This window comes from Desulfomarina profundi, assembly GCF_019703855.1.
GTDB classification, from domain to species: Bacteria; Desulfobacterota; Desulfobulbia; order Desulfobulbales; family Desulfocapsaceae; genus Desulfomarina; species Desulfomarina profundi.
The window spans coordinates 2,478,186-2,497,847 of record NZ_AP024086.1 but is presented as its reverse complement, the minus strand read 5'-3'; the positions used below and the strand labels follow the sequence as shown (position 1 = coordinate 2,497,847).

Genomic DNA, 19,662 nt, shown 5'->3' with positions numbered 1-19,662 from the left:
AGCTTTGCATAAGCCTCCTTATGCAAAGTAAGTAATTATGCAAAGTAAACTATAAAATTAACCATAGTTCAATGGCTTCATATTGATTTACTCAGCATAATCTCCGGTAATGATGACAGAGCAAAAGCTCAATAAATCATCATAAAGGAGATATTTTTATGCTAAAGAAGCCATTAAAAGAACTGCTACAAGAGTTGGAGCATGAGTTACTGAGGCTCGGTTACACTGAAGGCTCCATGATTTTTTACCGCAACCGTTGGAAAAAACTCATTCAATTTGCAGAAAAGCAAGATGAGATCTTTTATTCCGAGCAGCTTGGAATAAACTACGTCGAACACCATTACCAGATCCTTGAAAAGGATTTTGACAAAACGCTCTCTCAGAAAGACACACAGGAACTTCGAATCATTCGTATGATTGGAGATTTCCAGCTCCACCGAACCGTTCTCAGACGGTACTATAAGCATAAGAAACTACTTACAGATTCCTATTTTCAAGATATCAGTAAAGGTTTTAAAATATACTGTGAGTACAAGGATTATTCCAAAGTAACCGTAGATCATTATGTGAAACAATCGGAACGATTCATGGATTTTCTTGTTTCCCAGGGAACCCGTGACTGCCATAATATCGATCTACCTATAATCAACCGGTACATACGAACTCTGGCCGGATACACCTATAAAACTGTGGAGCAAAATATCTGCTCTATACGTGCTTTTTTAAGATATCTGCAGGAACAAGACATCCTGGAAACTGATTTGGCGTCTAAGACACCAATGATTCAAGCTCGTAAACAGACACGCATCCCCTCTGTCTGGACGAAAGAAGAGTTGGAGGCACTGATAGGCGCCATTGATCGAGGAAATCCAAAGGGAAAAAGGGATTATGCCATTATCCTCCTTGCCTGCATGTTGGGCCTGAGAGTTACCGATATTAAAAATCTCACTTTTGATTGCTTCCACTGGGAAACAAAGACACTGTCATTTGTCCAGTCAAAGACAAGAGAAACAATAACCCTACCGATTCCTGCCGAAGTTGGATGGGCTGTTATTGACTATCTGAAATACGGCAGGCCAAAAGTAGATTCTCCTATCCTTTTTATAAGGCATTTGGCTCCATTTCTGCCTTTTGCTGAGGGAGATCACCTGCATCAAATAATCCACTCTTATATGCGGATTGCACATCTGCCTACATTGAAGAAACACCGTGGCATGCATTCTCTTCGCCATACCATGGCTTCAAAAATGCTTGAGCATGACACTCCTCTCGCTGTTATCTCGGATATTCTGGGTCATACGGACACGAGCTCCACTGCAGTGTATTTGAAAGTGGACGTCAAAAAACTGAAGCAATGCTGCCTGGATACTCCGGAGGTGGGCTCATGAATGATTATATGTTCAGGGGACCATTTGCAGAGCACATCAACAACCATGTCCAGTTGAAACAAGCGGTTGGATATAAATATGAGGCAGAAGCAAGGCACCTGGTACGATTTTCCGCCTTTTCTGCTGAAAAATATCCCGGTTCATCAACTCTCTCAAAAGAAATAGTACTCAAGTGGTGTTCAAAAAAAGACTATGAGACTCAAGCAAATCAGTGTGCAAGATCTTCTATCCTGCGGCAACTTGCCATGTATATGGAAGGTATTGGGATTGGCGCATATATCATCCCAAAAGGATATTATCCGGCAGCACGGCAGTATGTCCCCCACATCTATATCTATACCGAAGATGAACTGCAACGGTTTTTTCACCAGATAGATCAATGTTGCTTCGTCAGTGGATGTCCAGACCGTCACCTGATCATGCCACTATTCTTCCGGATGGTTTATGCCTGCGGTCTTCGATCTTCTGAAGCAAGGCTCTTGAAAGTTGAAGATGTGGATGTGGAGACCGGTATACTCAGTATTTGTCATTCAAAAAAGGACAACAGCCGATTGGTTGTGATGTCAGACAACCTTACGAGTCGATGCAGGAGGTTCTCTGAAAATATGCATAGACTCTCAAAAGGATCTGATTGGTTTTTCCCTGGACTAAACGGGAAACCAATGACAGTAGGAAATGTCTACCATAATTTCAGACGATTCTTGTGGAGAGCCGGCATCTCTCATGGAGGAAGAGGGAAGGGGCCAAGAGTACAGGATTTTCGTCACACATATGCCTGCCACTGCCTGAAGAAATGGGTAATCCAAGGAAAAGATCTTGGCACATATCTTCCTGTTCTGAAAACATATATGGGACACGATTCCTTTCAGGAAACAGCTTATTACCTCAGACTTACAGCCGATGTATTTCCGAATATATCCATCACGCTTGAAGGTTGTTATCCTGACATTATTCCTCGACTGGAGGGTGATGACGATGCAACCTACTGATTTTGCAACTCACCTTACTGCATTCCTCTCTGTATATCTGCCTCGACAGAAAAATGCCAGCAACAACACGATAGCATCCTACCGTGATACCTTTAAATTGCTGCTTCGTTATTGTCGTGAACAGAAAAAGATACCTGTCGAAATGCTCAGCATGACCATGCTGACCCATGTAATAATTGCTGATTTTCTCCAATGGATTGAAGAGGAGCGTAAATGTTGTATTGCAACCCGTAACCAAAGGCTTGCAGCCATACATTCCTTCTTCAGGTATGCCCAATACGAAGAACCTGCTGGAATCCTTCATTACCAGAAGGTGATTTCTCTGCCCGTCAAGAAGGCACCCAAGCCATTGATACCGTATCTGACACCGGAAACAATGAAACTTTTATTGTCACAGCCGGATAAAATGACAGTAAAAGGTAGGAGAGATCTAACGCTTTTAAGTGTCCTTTACGATTCCGCATGCAGGGTACAGGAATTAGTCGATCTCAAAGTACGGGATGTTATTCTGGACAATCCAGCTGTGCTTGTTCTCACAGGAAAAGGCAATAAAGTCCGCAGGAATCCATTGATGAAAAACACTTTGGCGTTGCTCAAACATTATTTTAAGGAGCATTCCCTGCAAAAAGATTGGAAAAAGGATTATCCCCTCTTTACCAATAAGCAGCGAAATAAGCTCACTAAGGAGGGTATTGCCTATATAATCTCCCGATATGTTGGTTTTGCAAAAAGGAGTTCAGCGAGCGTTCCCCAAAAAGTGACACCACACATGTTTCGTCACAGCAAGGCCATGCACCTGCTGCAGGCTGGTGTCAACCTCATTTATATCAGGGATTTTCTTGGCCATGAGGATATCAAAACCACGGAGACCTACGCAAAATGTGATACCGAATTGAAACGCCAGGCTATCGAGAAGGCATATCCTGATCTGGTTGATAATAATCTTCCTGATTGGAGCAAGGATACCACATTGCTTGATTGGCTTTCAAGTCTGAAGTAGTCATGGTATTATGCAAAGTAAATCAAGCAGAAGTATAGAAATTTTAAATCGTTAGAGATTTACTTTGCATAATCGAGAACTTTGCATAAGGAGGCCCGCTTTCACCACTGCTGGCAAACATTCTGCTCGATGATTTTGACAAGGAACTGGAAAAACGAGGTCATCGTTTCAGCCGATACGCAGACGATGCCATTATCATGGTAAAAAGTCTCCGGGCAGGCAAAAGGGTGATGGCCAGTATTCGAAGGTTTCTTACCAACAAGCTCAAGCTTGAAATCAACGAGAAGAAAAGCAAGGTTGCTCCAGTTGACCAGTGCGGATTCCTGGGATTTATCTTTGTCCGGGGAAAGATCCGTTGGAGTGAGAAATCCTTCCGTGAGTTTAAAAGAAGAATCCGTCTTTTTACAGGAAGGAGCTGGTTTGTCTCCATGGACTACCGGTTGAAGAAGTTAGCGGAATACGTACGAGGTTGGATGAACTACTACGGGATTTCGGAGTACTATCGTCCTATCCCGGAAATAGATGAATGGCTTCGCAGACGTTTACGGATGTGCTACTGGAAACAGTGGCGATACACCCGTACTAAAGTTCGAAACCTTCTTAAACTGGGAACATTCAAAAGAGAGGCCATTCTCACTGCATTGAGTCGCAAAGGGCCCTGGCACTGTGCCCGTACCCTCGCAACCCAAGCTGGTATGACCAATAAATGGCTGTATGAACAGGGATTGATATCTGTCAAAGATCAGTGGGTGAAAATTCATTACCCGGATAATCCGAAATAACCTTGATGAACCGCCCTATGCGGACCCGCTTGTGGGGTGGTGTGGGGAGGGCTGAAGAAAAATCAGCCCTTACCAGATTACATGCTCGTTAAAATCGGATAATATCTATATTAGCTTTTTTTGAGTGATACTTTCTATGGCAACCAGGGCACATGGTTGCCATTGTCTGGTAGTTTGCTGGGCCACCCTCGCTATAATATAGGAGGTGATGTCCGTGTGAGTCTTTAAAAACACCCCCACAGCGTAAACACATATATCCTTCACGCTCTTTTACTTCCTTTTGAGCTTTAATGTGACTGGATGGTCTGCCTTTACTCATCTGTATTTCCACTATTTTCTAGCAATTGAAGTACCTTATGGGGTAGAGAATTTTCATCCCCAAGAACAATTGTACCACGGGCATTTGGATCAATTTTCCTTTTAGCTTCCATTACTAATGCAGCAATTTTATTCAAACTCTCTTCATCAGTATTATCAATTGCAATAATCATTCGATCACGACCATTAATAATCTTTTTTTGACTGCTTCTATTTTCTGGGCAAGATCTAGCATTATGCCCAGTTTTTCCACATTTTGAACAAGCCATACACCATCCCTCAGAAAGTAATTACCTTCGGTGGCTTTCCAGATTTTATCTGATTTTTACCACTTTGTTCTTTCTTAGTAATATGGATTTCACCATCGCCTTTTGTTACTTTCCATGTTTTATTATTAAGTCTGGGATGTCCATTATTATCAATCTCTAATATGAAAAATTCGGCACAGCCATCTTTATGCTTTACTAGAATTCTATTTTCCCAAAGACCTACTATCTCATCACCATCTTTGAGGATTTTAATTTCAACTTCGACTTGATCTTTCATTTCTTAACCTCAGTAGGATATTTCTATTGTATGTGGCATGTAACGTTGAGTTAAGCTGCCAAAACAGTCGGCAACACACACCTTTGCATCACCTCATCTTTGGAAGCGAGGTACCCCTTCTTAATCTACCTCTTGCTGTTTTGGACTGCTTCAACGTCGTGTTGGACGGTCGATCTACATCACAACTTTCGCCACAGCTACTAACCTCCCTATAGAGATTGCTTTAATCCATAACTTCTTACAGCGATCAAAAGTATGCCATACGCAGACTATCCAGGTCAAGGAAATGCAGGAATGCGCACGGAAAGGGGAAGACAACTCTTTGTTTCTTTGCCATAACAGGGGTAGTAGACGTATTTCACCAAAGGTATCTGCTCTTCGTGATCCAATGAGGGGCATGACAAGGTCAAGAAACATATGCACACCTCGGAGTTGGAAACTGAACAGTGACCGTGCCCAGCGGTGGACGCTTGACAACCAGCCCGGTCAGGGTTGATGGTAAATGTTGGGTCACCATGAGTGGCTTTCCGCATACAGGGCAGGTATGATCGGCAATCCAGGAATCATTGCCGATGCTCAGTTCGTCACAGGTTTCCTGAGATACCAGAGGGTTACGGACAGCCAGCAGTTCCGCACACTGTTCGTAAGCAGTCTTCCTGGCACTGGTATAGAGCCCATAATGACGGATTGTCTGATAGCCTGACGGTGGTACGTGCTGAAGATATCGTTGCAAAAATTCAGTTATGGGCAACGTCTCGATTTCTGTTCGCTCCCGTTTTTGGGTAAGTGGATCATACTTTCCCCAGGTAAAGCTGACCTCACCCTCAGGCGCCTCATGCAGCCGGGCCTCAGTCAAAGGTGTTGAATTAAGAGTAAGCGGTTAACAGACCACTTCTTATTTTTCTCTGCCAATCATGTTTGAGTACGCCAAACCCAAAACGGAGGCGCACTCATGAGAACAGACCAGGACATTTCCACCAAGAAAACCTATTGGCGTGCTCATATCGGAGGCTGGCGAAAGAGCGGCTTGAGCCAGAAAAAGTATTGCCAACGCCGCAACATTGCTTTGGCGACATTTTGCTACTGGAAGCGAAAGCTGGAAACGCAGACCCAGGATGTTCGTTTCCACCCTTTAACCGTACCTGCGCCATCTGCTGCTCCGCCAACAGAAAGCAGGGCTACAGGTAATCTGATTCTGGAGTATAACGATTTCCGTCTTGAGATTTGCCCGGGTTTTTCCCCTTCAGATCTCAAGGCCGTAATCTGCGTTCTGGAGCAGACAAGATGATGCGGCCAGGACTGAGAGTGGCCAAAATAAATGATGGAAAATAGAGTTAAAATGTGCAAGATAAGTGATGGAAAGGTAAGGAACCCCCTCACGTATCGCGCAAATACCCCGAGAGGGTTCCTGCCTAAAACACTAAGGCAGGAAAATGATACCAGAATTACTTCAAAGCACCAACCTTTTTAAGCTTCTTCACCATATAGACATAGATTTGGCTGATCAGCAGCATAAAGCCGGTTGTCCCTATTGTGGTAGCCCTCAGCATTATTCCAATTACCAACGTCAGCCACGCGGTGGGCCTGATCTTCCTGAAGAGTACTCTGTACGGTTCAGTCTCTGTTGCAGTAAAGAGAATTGTCGTCGTAGAACCTTACCGAAATCGACTCTATTCATGGATCGGCGGGTGTATTTCAGAGTAGTTATATTGATTGTAACCACACTAAACCAAAGCAAACCACAGGAATACAGTAAAAACATGGTGTCAAAAATGCTTGGAGCAGACAGGAAAACAATCAGCAAGTGGTTGACGTATTTTCGTGAGATTTTCCCTAAAAGTCAACTCTGGCAAACAATACGTGGTTCTATTCATCCTGCTGTTACAAATCACACTTTGCCTGGATCTTTGGTGGGTCATTATCTCGAAACCAAAAAATCCTCCTCAAACGCAATTCTCAATTGTCTCGTACTGCTGGCGACAGGAACAGTGATGGAGCAGTAACTCCCCGCAAAAGTTGGGGACTTCTTCTTTTGTCCTCTCCCTGTAAATTGGTTTTTGTCCAAAAACGAGCAGACTATGCTCATAAACCAGACAGGAGCCATATCATGAACAAGAATAGCGAGTCCCGCCTGCATTCCTGGGCACAACTCCGTTTTTCCATCATAGGAGGACTGCTTGCCAGTCCTCCCGAGCCGGGAGAACTTGGCAGAAAACTTAAAATACTTGCGAGCCGACGGTATCAGCACCCATGCAAAGATGGGTTTGTTACCTTTGGTGCTTCCACCATTGAGCGTTGGTACTACAAAGCGTTGAACGGTAACGATCCTGTGGGAGATATGGAACGAAAACCCCGTTCAGATCTCGGGAAGAAAACAGCTCTTTCTGCGCAGATGCTGATCGAACTCGGGAAACAGTATTGCAGCTTTCCCCATTGGAGTTATCGGCTCCATACCGACAATCTTCTGGCATTAATTGAAGAAAAGCCAGAGCTGAGTAAACCTCCATCTTATGCCAGTGTTCGCCGACGCATGAAAGAAAGAGGGTGGTACAAGAAGCGGTCACCCCGTAACAAAACCAAAGGACAATACAAGGCAGAAGAACATCTTGAACAGATGGAAGTAAGAAGTTACGAGGCGTCCCATGTCCACGGACTTTGGCATCTGGATTTCCATAAGGGCAAACTACGGGTAGCTGATAGTAACGGAGAATGGCATACTCCGATAGCACTCTGCATACTTGATGACTGTTCCCGATTATGTTGCCATATCCAGTGGTATTATCAGGAAACAGCGGAAGTGTTGCATCATGGTATGTTGCAGGCCTTTATGAAACGGGGATTACCCCGCAGTTTAATGACGGATAATGGTGCGGCAATGATCGCCCGCGAAACAACAAATGGCCTACTGGGCTTGAGCATAAAACACGACCGGACATTGCCGTATAGTCCTTATCAAAATGGCAAACAGGAATCCTTCTGGGGACAGTTGGAAGGACGGCTGATGTCCATGCTGTCACGGGTAGAACCCTTGACGCTTGAGACGTTGAATTATGCCACACAGGCTTGGTCGGAGATGGAGTATAACCGAAAACGCCACCAGGAGATCAACTGTTCCCCTGTGGAGAAAATGCTGGCGGGACCAGATGGTGCACGCCCTGCTCCTGAGCGTGAAAAGATGGTTTTTTCTTTTACTGTTCAGGAAAATCGTGCCCAGCGAAAAAGTGACTCTACTTTACAGATCAAAGGTGTTCGATTTGAAGTTCCATCCAGGTTCCGCCACTTTGACCGACTATATGTACGATATCAAAGCTGGAATCTTTGCCACGCCTGGCTGGTAGACGAGAGAGATTCAACTTTGCTTGCGAAAATTTACCCTCAGGACAAGATCAAAAACAGTGACGGATTGCGAAGAACACTGGCTCCTCTTGTGGCCTTGCCTGAAGCTGATATCGACACAGACCCCTATCCACCGCTATTGCGTAAATTACTGGCTGATTATGCAGCCACCGGACTCCCTCCTGCCTTTATTCCAATGGAGGCAGACCATGAATAATAAGCGTCTTCTTGCACTGTTCGGTCTGAAATGGAATCCGTTTCTTCCCAACATTCCAGTACACTCTTTATGGCCGGCACCGGGAATAGATACCTTCCTCTTTCAAATTGAAAATCTGGTCATGGATGGCGGATTCGCACTCATGGCCGGAGAACCCGGGCTTGGTAAATCAAAAAATCTTCAATATCTTTCCCATAAACTTGAACGGTTGGAAAACGTCGTGGTTGGTGTTATGGAAAGACCTCAATCAAGTATTGCAGACTTTTACCGTGAGATGGGGGATCTCTTTGGTGTCAATCTTACCCCATCCAACAGATACGGTGGATTTAAAGCTCTCCGGGAAAGGTGGCGACAGCATATTACATCAACTTTGTTCAGACCAATACTCCTGATTGACGAGGCTCAGGAAATGGTGACCTGTAACCTCAATGAATTGCGGTTGATGGGGAGTGCTCAGTTTGATTCAGAATGTTTACTGACTGTTATTCTTTGCGGGGATCTCACTCTTCCTGAACGTTTTCGGAGCAATAATCTTCTTGCTCTGGGAAGTCGTATCAGGTTTAGAAGAATACTTTCACCATATGACAAAAAAGAACTGAGAAATTATCTGGAGTATTGTCTGAAACAAGCCGGAGCACCTCAGTTAATGACAAAACCACTTATGTCGGCACTTGTGGAACATAGTGCCGGCAATTTGAGACTACTCAATGTCATGGCAGCAGAACTGCTTACCACCGCAGCGCAACGTGAGCTTACTCAGCTTGATGAACAACTCTTTCTGGAAATGTATTCCCCCACACCACAAAAAAAAAGATCACGTTAAATTAACAAAAGTCACTCCTGCTTTTGGCAGGTACAAAGGTCTGGCGAAACGGAGGCGGGCTCTGCTGAGGAGCAACCCGCCAAGGGATAGCCAGATGGGAGCGACGGATTAGAAAAAACCGTCCGGGGAGTCTTCGGGCTCCCCACCTTTTTTTCTAAGCTCGAGCTTCCCCCATGCCTTAAAAAACCTACGAACCAGAGGCGCAGCCGAGGGGTTGTATATCTACTACGGCACCAAACATCAAATAACTCGAAAAACGTTCCATCATTAATCGTGCTTCGGCTCACCAGGACCATCGACTAGGGTGTTTATTGCCGCCGGCGCTACGGACATGAGGAAATCAATCAACGGACTGTCGCTTATCGTAGAGGAAGAGTTCGAGCTTGATCTCTTTTCTGAAAGCCTCTTCGCGTTTTGTAACCGAAGAAAGGACATGGTCAAAATCCTTTACTGGTCTGGCAACGGATTTTGTATCTGGATGAAGAGATTGGAACAAGATGTTTTCTGCTGGCCGGACACCGAACAGGATGTGATTGAGATCAACCAGTCAGCTTTGCAATGGCTGCTCAGCGGACTGGATATTCGACAGGCTCATCGGCAGTTGGAGTACAATTCTGTTAGTTGATTTTTCTTGATTCAAGTGGTTGTTTTTCTGGTATAAAAGCTATTTTTGTGCTATGTTTTCAGCATGATATCCAAGGAGAAAAACTTACCGAACGACCCGGAACAACTCAAGCAGATCTTGCTTGAAACCAGACGGAGCTACGAGAAGGAGATCAATCTTCTTCATGAACAGTTGCGTCTGCTTCGGGCCCAGATGTACGGTAAGAAGAGCGAAAAGCGCACCTCGGATAATGGTGCGGTACAGCTTCCTCTCTTCGACATGCCTGAGCCGGATATTGACGGCGCAGACAAGGAAGATTCGGAAGAGATTGAGGTCAAGGTTCATTCTCGCAAGAAGCCGGGCCGCAAAAAGTTGCCGGTGGACCTGCCCAGGGTTGAGGTTCTCCACGACATCCCCGAAGAAGACAAAGTCTGCGACTGTGGCGCAGCTCTGCATCGCATAGGTGAAGAGGTTTCTGAAAAACTGGATATCATCCCAGCCGTTATCAGGGTAATCCGACATGTTCGACCAAAGTATGCCTGCAGGTCCTGCGAAGGTGTGGAGACGGAAGGAGCTGTGGTCAAGATAGCACCTCCACCGAAACAGATTATCGATAAAGGCATCGCCACTGCGGGCCTCATCGCCTACATCCTCACCGCAAAATTCTGTGATGCGTTGCCGTTTTACCGCCAGGAGGCCCAGTTCAAAAGAATTGGTGCAGAGATTCCACGGGCCTCGATGTGTCACTGGGCAATGAAAATCGCCGACCGCTGCCAACCGCTGATCGAGCTGTTGCAGCAGGAAATTCGTTCCGGTCCCTTGATCAATATCGACGAGACCACGGTCCAGGTGCTGAAGGAACCCGGTCGCTCTCCAACAACCAAGTCGTACATGTGGGTTTGTCGGGGAGGTGCGCCCGTACGACCGGGATTGCTCTACCATTACGCCCCAAACAGATCTTCTGATGTGGCTCGTGATCTCTTGCGAGGCTATCGCGGTGTGGTGCAATCCGACGGCTACAAGGGGTATGATTTCCTGGATACTGAGTCGAAAATCGTGCATGCCGCCTGTTGGGCACATGCCCGACGTAAGTTCACCGACGCCCAGAAGGGCGCACAAAAGCAGAAAAAGGCTGGAAGTGTTGACGTGGCTCTCGGCTTTATCTCAAAAATTTACAGGTTGGAACGTGAGGCAGCCAAACAAAATCTCTCCAGCTCAGAACTGCTCGCTATGAGACAGGAGAAGACAAAAAAGGTTCTGGACAATTTTTACAAATGGCTCGGCAAAAAAGCCATCCACGTGACGCCTAAAAGTCTTCTTGGTAAGGCGGTAAAATATACATTGGGGCAGTGGGAGAGGTTAAAAGTCTTTATCGACCATCCGCAGATGACACCGGACAACAACCTGGCTGAGAATGCCATCCGGCCATTTGTGGTTGGCAGGAAGAACTGGCTCTTTGCTGGTACAGTGGAAGGGGCAATGGCGAGCGCTGGACTTTACAGCTTGATAGAAACAGCCAAGGCCAACGGTTTGGAACCGTACGCGTACCTCCGCTTTCTCCTTGAGAAATTACCCTTTGCTAAAACCACCGCAGACTACAAAAACCTCCTTCCGATGTATTTGTCTGGAAAGGATCTTGTGATACCGGATGTCCCGAGTGGGGTCTGATGAGCGCTTACAATTAAGATATGCTAACTGAGTCGCGGAGAATTCAGATGATTGCGGAACAAGCCGGTCACTGGACAGTGGACCACCCGCGACATCCTCAGACAGATAACGCAGGATATCAATCGCTGTTGGTCCACCATTTTCAGGCTGCTTCGCGATGAATACAGTCCAGTTCCTCCTGTTTATTTTATTGAGCCGGGAAAGCCATTGGCGTTTGGTTGTCTCTCCGGGAAGGGTCAACTTGTCATCCTTTAACAGCTGTTTCAATCTCTGACAAAACCGTTTGCGAAATTCATACATTAAGGGTTTTACGGCAATCAGGCAGTTTGGATTTGCTACATCTATCCAGTCCCCTTCCGCTGTCAGCCCCCCGCCGGTCACCATGCAGTGCAGATGGGGATGAAAGAGCATTCGGTCGTCCCAGGTCTCAAGTGTAGCCGTGATTCCCACTTCGGCTCCCAGCCACCGGGGATCGGCAAGCAACGCCTTGAGTGCATTAACCCCGCTATGGAACAAAAGGTCGCCCATCGTTCGATGATTGTAATACCACAAGGCATTGAATGTGTGGGCCAGGGTGAAAATAGTGTGATAATGACGCACCGGGAGCAGTTTTGCTTCACGGGCGAGCAACCACTTGTGTCGTATTCTGGCCGCACAACGCGGACAAAATCGATGACCGCAAGAGTTATAATAAATGCGCTCGACATGACCACTCGGACACTGTTCCACATGCCCTCCAAGGTCGGAAGTGTGGCATATTGCCATGATAAAAGCTGCCTGCTGTGCCTGTTTGGGCAGCAGTAAATGTGTTCGACTACCGGATAATACTTTGATACCAAATCAATGAGTCGGTTCGCGGGTGGGCTTATAACTTCGCCCGGGAATGTTGCAGAGGAAGAGGATGAAGTGAAAAGTCCTGGAAAGGGTGCAGTTGAGTCTTGAGCGACAAGTTGCATAAAGTGAACCTTCTGTTTCTCTGACCGACCACCTCATACTTTTCATAATATGGCGGTCAATTAACCTTTATAAATTCGCCTGCCGACAACAGTCTAACAGTTAAGGATCTATTGTACAAGTTGAATAATTACAAATAGTTAGTTTGCACAGCTTAGTCCAACGAGCATGTAGAAAAACAGCCCAGGCAACTGCAATTTTCCCACATATCTTTTCAAAAAAATTCAAATTTCAAAACAATTCAAAAAATATCCTGATGTAAAATTACTTTTTTCTCTAACATCCTCAATAAAGCAATTTATCTCACCAATTTCCAGCTTTTCCTAACCATTTTCCAGCAATCTACACAAAACCCATTCCATATGCATGCACCTTTTTAAGGTTATGGATAATGCAGAAAAGGTTCCACTGGATATTCACCTTCTTTTTCGATCTCAGGGTGAACCTGTTCAGACCGATTGTTGATCTGATATGGGCAAAAGGTGGTTCTCCTATTGCCAATCGCATGGAATAGATGGCCCTGCCAGCGGCTGAATCTATTTTTCGCTTCATCTTTTCTGCACAACTGGTTTTCTTCTTTTTATCCATGCGCCCAGTAAAATAGGCAACCTGACGTGTTTTGGTGCGATCAGGATAGCGAAGACATTTTGACCTCAGTTTGCAGGGAACACAGGCGGATTGGGGTGCCTGGAACCGGACAGAATGATGGCCTTTGGTAAAGATATTCCCACCACTTCTATAGAGCCGTTTCCCGGCAGGACAGATACAGTAACTCAGATCTTCGGGAAAGGTAAAATCAGCAGGTACAAAGAGGTTCTTTCTGCCTTCTCGTTTGGCCCGTTCTTTTCTTGTTCGATCCTTATATCTGCCGTAATCTTTGAACCTGGGATCCCGTTTTCTGAACTGGTTATCGGCTACATACGCGTCTATCTCTTTTTCTGCCAGCATCTCCATATTTTTATTTGCATGGTATCCGCTGTCTGCCAGGAGTTTTGCATCTTTAAAGACATCGTTGTCTTTTCCGGTTTCCTGTAAATTTTCGCTGATTTTGTCTATCATCGGTTCCAGCAGGTCCTGCTCACTGCCTTGACCATAGGCTTCGGCGGCTACTATCACCTGGGTTTTACTGTCCACGGCGGTAACACCGTTATAGCCCTGGATAACACCTTTTGAGGTCTTCATCTTGGCGGATTCATTGTCGGTAATATTGGATTTGACAGGTCTTTTGCCTTTTCCTCTCCGATCATCATTATTATCCAGCCATTTCCGTACCTTCTTTATATTTTTACGCAGGGATTTTACATATTTTTCTTTTTTCTCTTTGATATTTTCATCACTCTTTTCCTGGTCATTCATATGATGGTGGTTGACCATATTTGCTATAGCTGTTTCCATCTTCGTTACTTTTTTCTGAAAATCAGCCCTGGTTCCGCTCCAGGTAACAGAGGCGTTGCTGGGCATTTTGCAGCCGTCAATGGCAAACATCTCTCTGCCGATCAATTTCTGTTCATCGCAAACCAGAAGTACTTCAAGAAACAGTGAGACTATTTCCTTGTCCATGCTGGAAATAAAATCTGCAATTGTGGTGAAATGGGGACGACTGTCGGCAGACAGTGCCATAAAGATTACATTCTCACGACAGGCTCTCTCTATTTTACGGCTGCTCACAATCCCTCTGGAATAGGCAAAGAGAATGATTTTAAGCAGAATCTTCGGATCATAGGCCGGGGCACCGGAATCATCATTGTGATAGCGATCATTAAAGATGGAAAGATCAAGTTCATGATCAATGAGATAATTCAGCGTATATTCAAATGTGCCGGGAAGGATCTGATTTGCAAAATGGATGGGAATGAACTTGCCCTGAGCATAGGAATAAGGTTTATACCGTGCCATTGCAGCTCCATTTATCGAAGGTAAGGGGTATTTCGATCAATTTGCGACAGCAGTATAACATTTTTACACGTATTATTCAGTAGTTAATTTGTTTTGTTGACTTTTTCTACAGCTTGAACGACCGGTATCACCTGACACAAGCAGATTTACCGACCAGCTTTGACACGGATATAACGCTACGATTTACTGGGACATTTGCCAAAACCGGGTCGTGCTTGTGGTCAGGTGAATACCATTGTTATGTCCAGATTTCATTTTCAATTAATAACTCATTTGATATCGTTTTATACAGAATTTTATCTTCAAGTGAAGCAAGTAAACTATAAACCTCACTTTTATTATTTTGTGGTGACTTTAACAATTTGGATTCAGAAATTATTTGTATTGTGATGGATGTTGCTGCACTAGAAATTGCAATTATAGGATTTGAGAATGTAGCACCTGCCAGAGTAAATAGGCTACCAATACCAATAGGCCCCCATTTTTTAAATTTTTTAATCCATCTTGTTTGTCGAAACTTTGAATATTCTTTGCTGAATTCTATTGATATACTCTTAACCTTTTCTTTTAGTTCATTTTCATCATGAATATCATTTAAGCTGTAAAGATTAAATTGCTCTTTTATAAGCCTATGAAATGGTACTTTTAAATCATTAAAGGCTTGTTTTAGTTCTAAATAATCTTTTTCGCTTAGCAAAGATATGTTATCTGGAACCAATAGATTAATTACAGATGATGCCAACATATTGGATGATCCTGAACCAGAATAAGTTGATAACTCAGAAATATTATTAAAGGAATTAAACAATAATTTATCTGTGAGCGATGGTAGGCCATATTTTTTTGATAAATTTGATGCGACATTGGATACAATTAGATCACAAGCATTTTCATTAACAATGATGTATTGTCCATTTTGGATATCTGACAATATATTAGAACCATCTTTATCAACTAAATTGTATTTTCTTAATAATATTCTTACATTCTCACTTACTTTATCCTGGTGAAGGAATGAAAAACCACTTATTGATATGCTTCCTTGTTTATCAAGTACTATCGTTCTTTCGTTGTTATGTTTGTTCTGAGAGGATATGTAATTGAAAGTTTGTTCTAATATATCAAAATTAATCGTATTTATTTTTATATCATTTATCCCTGGAGATATTGAGGAAAAACAATCAGGGCAACTATCCAATATTTTATTTAAACTATCTGAAAAATTATAATTTGCACCCTCAGGGATAATACTTTTTATACGATCATAAAAAAGTAAATAAGTCTTTAACCAATCAACAGGAGGTTCAAAATATGGATAATAAATCGCTTCAAATTTACCTAAAGACATTTGGTTCTCCTGAAGACATAACGATTGAGATAACCTGCCCGCCGTGCAGCTACCGATTAACTTTATTTGCGGCTATATACTTGAATATACAGAAATTTCGCCGACGAGTTGCGGGTCAGGTTAATTGACTGGTTAGCCTATTTTTAGGTTGCTTTGTTTGCACACAAACTCACGCCGACTTGGGTTTTCTTGCATTTATGACTGTATAAACACCATAGGCCATTTCTTCAATTTCAACATCTACCATATTTCTGTGTATAAACGGAAGTATTTTCCTTGTAGGCTTTGCCCCAACAACTAATGATTTCAGATAGATATAAATATTTGTAAATGGGTGCCACCACCTAGTGTTAAGAGGTATTGAGTCGATGATTATCAGCTGTCCGCCTGGACTTAGAATAGATAGGGATTTTTCTAGGGCTCTTGTTGAATCTGGTATAGCTGTTAAAGCAAGGCAGAAAATTACTGTATCAACAGGTTTTGGGCATTTGAAATTATACATATCCAAACATTCAAATTCCACATTCCCCCAGTTATTTATCTGTTTTTTGCGATTTGCTATTTCTATCATTTTTGCAGAAAAATCAATTCCTGTAATTTGGGTAGAATCATCTGTACCATTAACGATTGCTGGAATAACAGATGCCGGGCCACAGCCTAATTCAACAATATTTTTGGATGTTTTCTGGTCGATCTTCTCAGCAATTTTTTGGTATATTTTATTAGCTTGGCCAAGGCTCATAATGAATGCAATAAAATCATAACTCGATGCCGCAAAATCATATTTTCTTTCATTTGCTGCTTGTCTATAGTCCATGATATTGACCTCCATTAATAAAAGTAATTTTCTATGAGTTTCTCGATAATATTAAGTTGAATATCAATCTCAAATGAGGGCTGTTTAAGTCCCATAAGAAGAACAGTAAAATAGAATGACCAAAACGCTACAGCGCCATCGTGTACATTTATATTTTTGTTTATTTCACCGTTTTCTTTTGCTTTATTTAGCAATCCACAAATTTCGTTCAGGAACATGTCTATTTGTGCGTCTAGAATTTTTCCATGCTCACCCTCTAAAAACAGAACTTCCTTTATAAGTGTTCGTGATAATTTAGGTTTTTCAGCATAAAAAGAGTAGAGGCACTTTGTGATGTGAAGAAGCTGCTTTTTCAGTCCTGACTCAGGTAGCTCATTGAATGATTGTTGAATTATTATACTAAGGTCATCTTGAAATGCGGCTGCAAGCAGCGAAGGCTTGTCTGGGAAATGTTTAAAGATGGTACCCAGACCTATCCCTGCCTGATCCGCTAACGCACGCATTGTTGTCTTTGCATAACCATTTTTGGCAAACAAGAGATATGCTGAATCAAGGATAAGTCGTCTCGTATCTTCTTTTTGTGACTGCCTGTGGGATATTTTCTTTTTATTGGTCATATAAGCGCCTATTGTGAACGTGATTCCTTAGTGAACATGTTCACAATAGGTTGAAAAGATTATTTTGTCAATAAAATTGATGAACAGAGTGTTTCAAGAATGGTTTACGGTGGGAATTTGGAAGGCTAACGCCAAGATCACTGGTTGCAGGGATTTTCCAGAAACCTTATTTATGTTAATAATTTCGTTAAACCAAAATTTTTCAAAGCGGCAGAGTCCCCTGCAATCCAGTGAATCGATTTGTTGGCAGTTTGATCATACACAAACATCAATTCTCATTTTTTCCCATTTATCATTATACTACTTTAAAGACAATGGGTTGAAGTTGTTAAACATTCAACTTCTTAAGACTTTGGAATAGTAAGATGTCTTCCTCTCTCTGAAATTTTGTCTCGGCGTGACCCTGTATGCTCAAGAGGGAATAGACCCGCTTTCATCGCACAATCATCGCACATCTGATTACCTTCATAGATATAGATATCGTTTCCAGAAATCTCCTTGCCACATTTTTTGCAGGATATCATTTTCCCCCCTGTTTCATTCATTCTTTGTTTACTTTTATTTAGATACTGCCAACGAGCATGTAGAAAAACAGCCCAGGCAACTGCAATTTTCCCACATATCTTTTCAAAAAAATTCAAATTTCAAAACAATTCAAAAAATATCATGATGTAAAATTACTTTTTTCTCTAACATCCTCAGTAAAGCAATTTATCTCACCATTTTCCAGTAATCTACACAAAACCCATTCCATATGCATGAACCTTTTTAAGGTTATGGATAATGCAGAAAAGGTTCCACTGGATATTCACCTTTTTTCGGGATCTCAGGGTAAATCTGTTCAGACCGATTGTTGATCTGATATGGGCAAAAGGTGGTTCTCCTATTGCCAATCGCATGGAATAGATGGCCCTGCCAGCGGCTGAGTCTATTTTTCTTTTCATCTTCTCTGCGCAACTGGTTTTCTTCTTTTTATCCATGCGCCCGGTAAAATAGGCAACCTGGCGTGTTTTGGTGCGATCGGGATAACGAAGACATTTTGATCTCAGTTTGCAGGGAACACAGGCGGATTGGGGTGCCTGGAACCGGACAGAATGATGTCCTTTTGTAAATATATTACCACCACTTCTATAGAGCCGTTTCCCGGCAGGACAGATGCAGTAACTCAGATCTTTGGGAAAGGTAAAATCAGCAGGTACAAAGAGGTTCTTTCTGCCTTCTCGTTTGGCCCGTTCTTTTCTTGTTCGATCCTTATATCTACCGTAATCTTTGAACCTGGGATCCCGTTTTCTGAACTGGTTATCGGCTACATACGCGTCTATTTGTTTTTCCGCCAGCATCTCCATATTTTTGTTTGTATGGTATCCGCTGTCTGCAAGGAGTTTTGCATCTTTAAAGACATCGTCGTCTTTTCCGGTTTCCTGTAAATTTTCGCTGATTTTGTCTATCATCGGTTCAAGCAGGTCCTGCTCACTGCCTTGACCATAGGCTTCGGCGGCTACTATCACCTGGGTTTTGCTGTCCACGGCGGTGACTCCGTTATAACCCTGGATAACACCTTTTGAGGTCTTCATCTTGGCGGACTCATTGTCGGTAATATTGGATTTGACAGGTCTTTTGCCTTTTCCTCTCCGATCATCATTATTATCCAGCCATTTCCGTACCTTCTTTATATTTTTACACAGGGATTTTACATATTTTTCTTTTTTCTCTTTGATATTTTCATCACTCTTTTCCTGGTCATTCATATGATGGTGGTTGACCATATTTGCTATAGCTGTTTCCATCTTCGTTACTTTTTTCTGAAAATCAGCCCTGGTTCCGCTCCAGGTAACAGAGGCATTACTGGGCATTTTGCAGCCGTCAATGGCAAACATCTCTCTGCCGATCAATTTCTGTTCATCGCAAACCAGAAGTACTTCAAGAAACAGTGAGACTATTTCCTTGTCCATGCTGGAAATAAAATCTGCAATTGTGGTGAAATGGGGACGGCTGTCGGCAGACAGTGCCATAAAGATTACATTCTCACGACAGGCTCTCTCTATTTTACGGCTGCTCACAATCCCTCTGGAATAGGCAAAGAGAATGATTTTAAGCAGAATCTTCGGATCATAGGCCGGGGCACCGGAATCATCATTGTGATAGCGATCGTTAAAGATGGATAGATCAAGTTCATGATCAATGAGATAATTCAGCGTATATTCAAATGTGCCGGGAAGAATCTGATTTGCAAAATGGATGGGAATGAACTTGCCCTGAGCATAGGAATAAGGTTTATACCGTGCCATTGCAGCTCCATTTATCGAAGGTAAGGGGTATTTCGATCAATTTGCGACAGCAGTATAACATTTTTACATGT

At 43.2% G+C, this 19,662-nt stretch carries 19 protein-coding genes and 1 pseudogene; 10 read left to right on the top strand and 10 right to left on the bottom strand.

What is annotated here, in order from left to right; genetic code table 11:
- Positions 1-158 precede the first annotated feature (158 nt).
- The 4 genes and pseudogenes from LO777_RS11450 to LO777_RS11435 all read left to right on the top strand — a co-directional run.
- Positions 159-1,388, top strand: coding sequence for a site-specific integrase (locus tag LO777_RS11450; protein WP_228854032.1), 1,230 nt, complete (start codon positions 159-161; stop codon positions 1,386-1,388).
- The gene (locus tag LO777_RS11445) at positions 1,385-2,377 is read left to right on the top strand and encodes a tyrosine-type recombinase/integrase (protein WP_228854031.1); all 993 of its coding nucleotides are present in this window, start codon (positions 1,385-1,387) and stop codon (positions 2,375-2,377) included. Before LO777_RS11450 ends, LO777_RS11445 begins: the two co-directional genes overlap by 4 nt.
- Positions 2,364-3,377 (top strand): site-specific integrase, encoded by a 1,014-nt coding sequence (locus LO777_RS11440; protein WP_228854030.1) that lies wholly within the window; start codon positions 2,364-2,366, stop codon positions 3,375-3,377. Before LO777_RS11445 ends, LO777_RS11440 begins: the two co-directional genes overlap by 14 nt.
- A gap of 89 nt (positions 3,378-3,466) precedes the next feature.
- Positions 3,467-4,159: pseudogene (locus LO777_RS11435) on the top strand (group II intron maturase-specific domain-containing protein); the annotation flags it as partial.
- 88 nt (positions 4,160-4,247) lie between these two features.
- Here the strand turns inward: LO777_RS11435 and LO777_RS21070 are convergent.
- The 4 genes from LO777_RS21070 to LO777_RS11420 form a co-directional block, all read right to left on the bottom strand.
- Positions 4,248-4,412: an HNH endonuclease gene (locus tag LO777_RS21070; protein WP_407929141.1), complete on the bottom strand. Its 165-nt coding sequence runs from the start codon at positions 4,410-4,412 to the stop codon at positions 4,248-4,250.
- Positions 4,413-4,470: 58 nt separating this feature from the next.
- Positions 4,471-4,746 (bottom strand): hypothetical protein, encoded by a 276-nt coding sequence (locus tag LO777_RS11430; RefSeq protein ID WP_228854029.1) that lies wholly within the window; start codon positions 4,744-4,746, stop codon positions 4,471-4,473.
- A gap of 10 nt (positions 4,747-4,756) precedes the next feature.
- A complete protein-coding gene (locus LO777_RS11425; protein WP_228854028.1) occupies positions 4,757-5,023 on the bottom strand; it encodes a hypothetical protein in 267 nt (88 codons plus the stop codon).
- Between the two features lie 406 nt (positions 5,024-5,429).
- Positions 5,430-5,879 (bottom strand): transposase, encoded by a 450-nt coding sequence (locus tag LO777_RS11420; protein ID WP_228854027.1) that lies wholly within the window; start codon positions 5,877-5,879, stop codon positions 5,430-5,432.
- Between the two features lie 96 nt (positions 5,880-5,975).
- Between LO777_RS11420 and tnpA the strand changes: the two genes are divergently transcribed.
- From tnpA to tnpC, 6 genes are all read left to right on the top strand, one after another.
- Positions 5,976-6,311 carry an IS66 family insertion sequence element accessory protein TnpA gene (gene tnpA, locus LO777_RS11415; protein WP_228854026.1) on the top strand — a complete coding sequence of 112 codons (336 nt, stop codon included), beginning with the start codon at positions 5,976-5,978 and terminating at the stop codon, positions 6,309-6,311.
- 145 nt (positions 6,312-6,456) lie between these two features.
- The gene (locus tag LO777_RS11410; RefSeq protein ID WP_228853789.1) at positions 6,457-7,026 is read left to right on the top strand and encodes a hypothetical protein; all 570 of its coding nucleotides are present in this window, start codon (positions 6,457-6,459) and stop codon (positions 7,024-7,026) included.
- A 104-nt stretch (positions 7,027-7,130) separates the two neighbouring features.
- Entirely contained in the window at positions 7,131-8,576 is a 1,446-nt protein-coding gene (locus tag LO777_RS11405; RefSeq protein ID WP_228853788.1) for a DDE-type integrase/transposase/recombinase, read from the top strand.
- Positions 8,569-9,399, top strand: coding sequence for an ExeA family protein (locus tag LO777_RS11400; RefSeq protein ID WP_228853787.1), 831 nt, complete (start codon positions 8,569-8,571; stop codon positions 9,397-9,399). Before LO777_RS11405 ends, LO777_RS11400 begins: the two co-directional genes overlap by 8 nt.
- A gap of 304 nt (positions 9,400-9,703) precedes the next feature.
- Positions 9,704-10,024: an IS66 family insertion sequence element accessory protein TnpB gene (tnpB, locus tag LO777_RS11395; protein ID WP_228854025.1), complete on the top strand. Its 321-nt coding sequence runs from the start codon at positions 9,704-9,706 to the stop codon at positions 10,022-10,024.
- A 63-nt stretch (positions 10,025-10,087) separates the two neighbouring features.
- The gene (tnpC, locus tag LO777_RS11390) at positions 10,088-11,671 is read left to right on the top strand and encodes an IS66 family transposase (RefSeq protein ID WP_228854024.1); all 1,584 of its coding nucleotides are present in this window, start codon (positions 10,088-10,090) and stop codon (positions 11,669-11,671) included.
- On the opposite strand, the gene LO777_RS11385 is transcribed toward tnpC, so the two are convergent.
- The 6 genes from LO777_RS11385 to LO777_RS11360 form a co-directional block, all read right to left on the bottom strand.
- A complete protein-coding gene (locus tag LO777_RS11385; protein WP_268907570.1) occupies positions 11,573-12,469 on the bottom strand; it encodes an IS91 family transposase in 897 nt (298 codons plus the stop codon). The two genes, tnpC and LO777_RS11385, sit on opposite strands and share 99 nt — an antisense overlap.
- Positions 12,470-12,967: 498 nt before the next feature.
- A complete protein-coding gene (locus tag LO777_RS11380; protein WP_228854017.1) occupies positions 12,968-14,521 on the bottom strand; it encodes a transposase in 1,554 nt (517 codons plus the stop codon).
- Between the two features lie 238 nt (positions 14,522-14,759).
- Entirely contained in the window at positions 14,760-15,869 is a 1,110-nt protein-coding gene (locus tag LO777_RS11375) for a hypothetical protein (RefSeq protein ID WP_228854022.1), read from the bottom strand.
- Between the two features lie 169 nt (positions 15,870-16,038).
- A complete protein-coding gene (locus tag LO777_RS11370; RefSeq protein WP_228854021.1) occupies positions 16,039-16,686 on the bottom strand; it encodes a class I SAM-dependent methyltransferase in 648 nt (215 codons plus the stop codon).
- Positions 16,687-16,700: 14 nt separating this feature from the next.
- Positions 16,701-17,303 (bottom strand): TetR/AcrR family transcriptional regulator, encoded by a 603-nt coding sequence (locus LO777_RS11365; protein ID WP_228854020.1) that lies wholly within the window; start codon positions 17,301-17,303, stop codon positions 16,701-16,703.
- A gap of 734 nt (positions 17,304-18,037) precedes the next feature.
- Positions 18,038-19,591: a transposase gene (locus tag LO777_RS11360; RefSeq protein ID WP_228854019.1), complete on the bottom strand. Its 1,554-nt coding sequence runs from the start codon at positions 19,589-19,591 to the stop codon at positions 18,038-18,040.
- Positions 19,592-19,662: the final 71 nt, after the last annotated feature.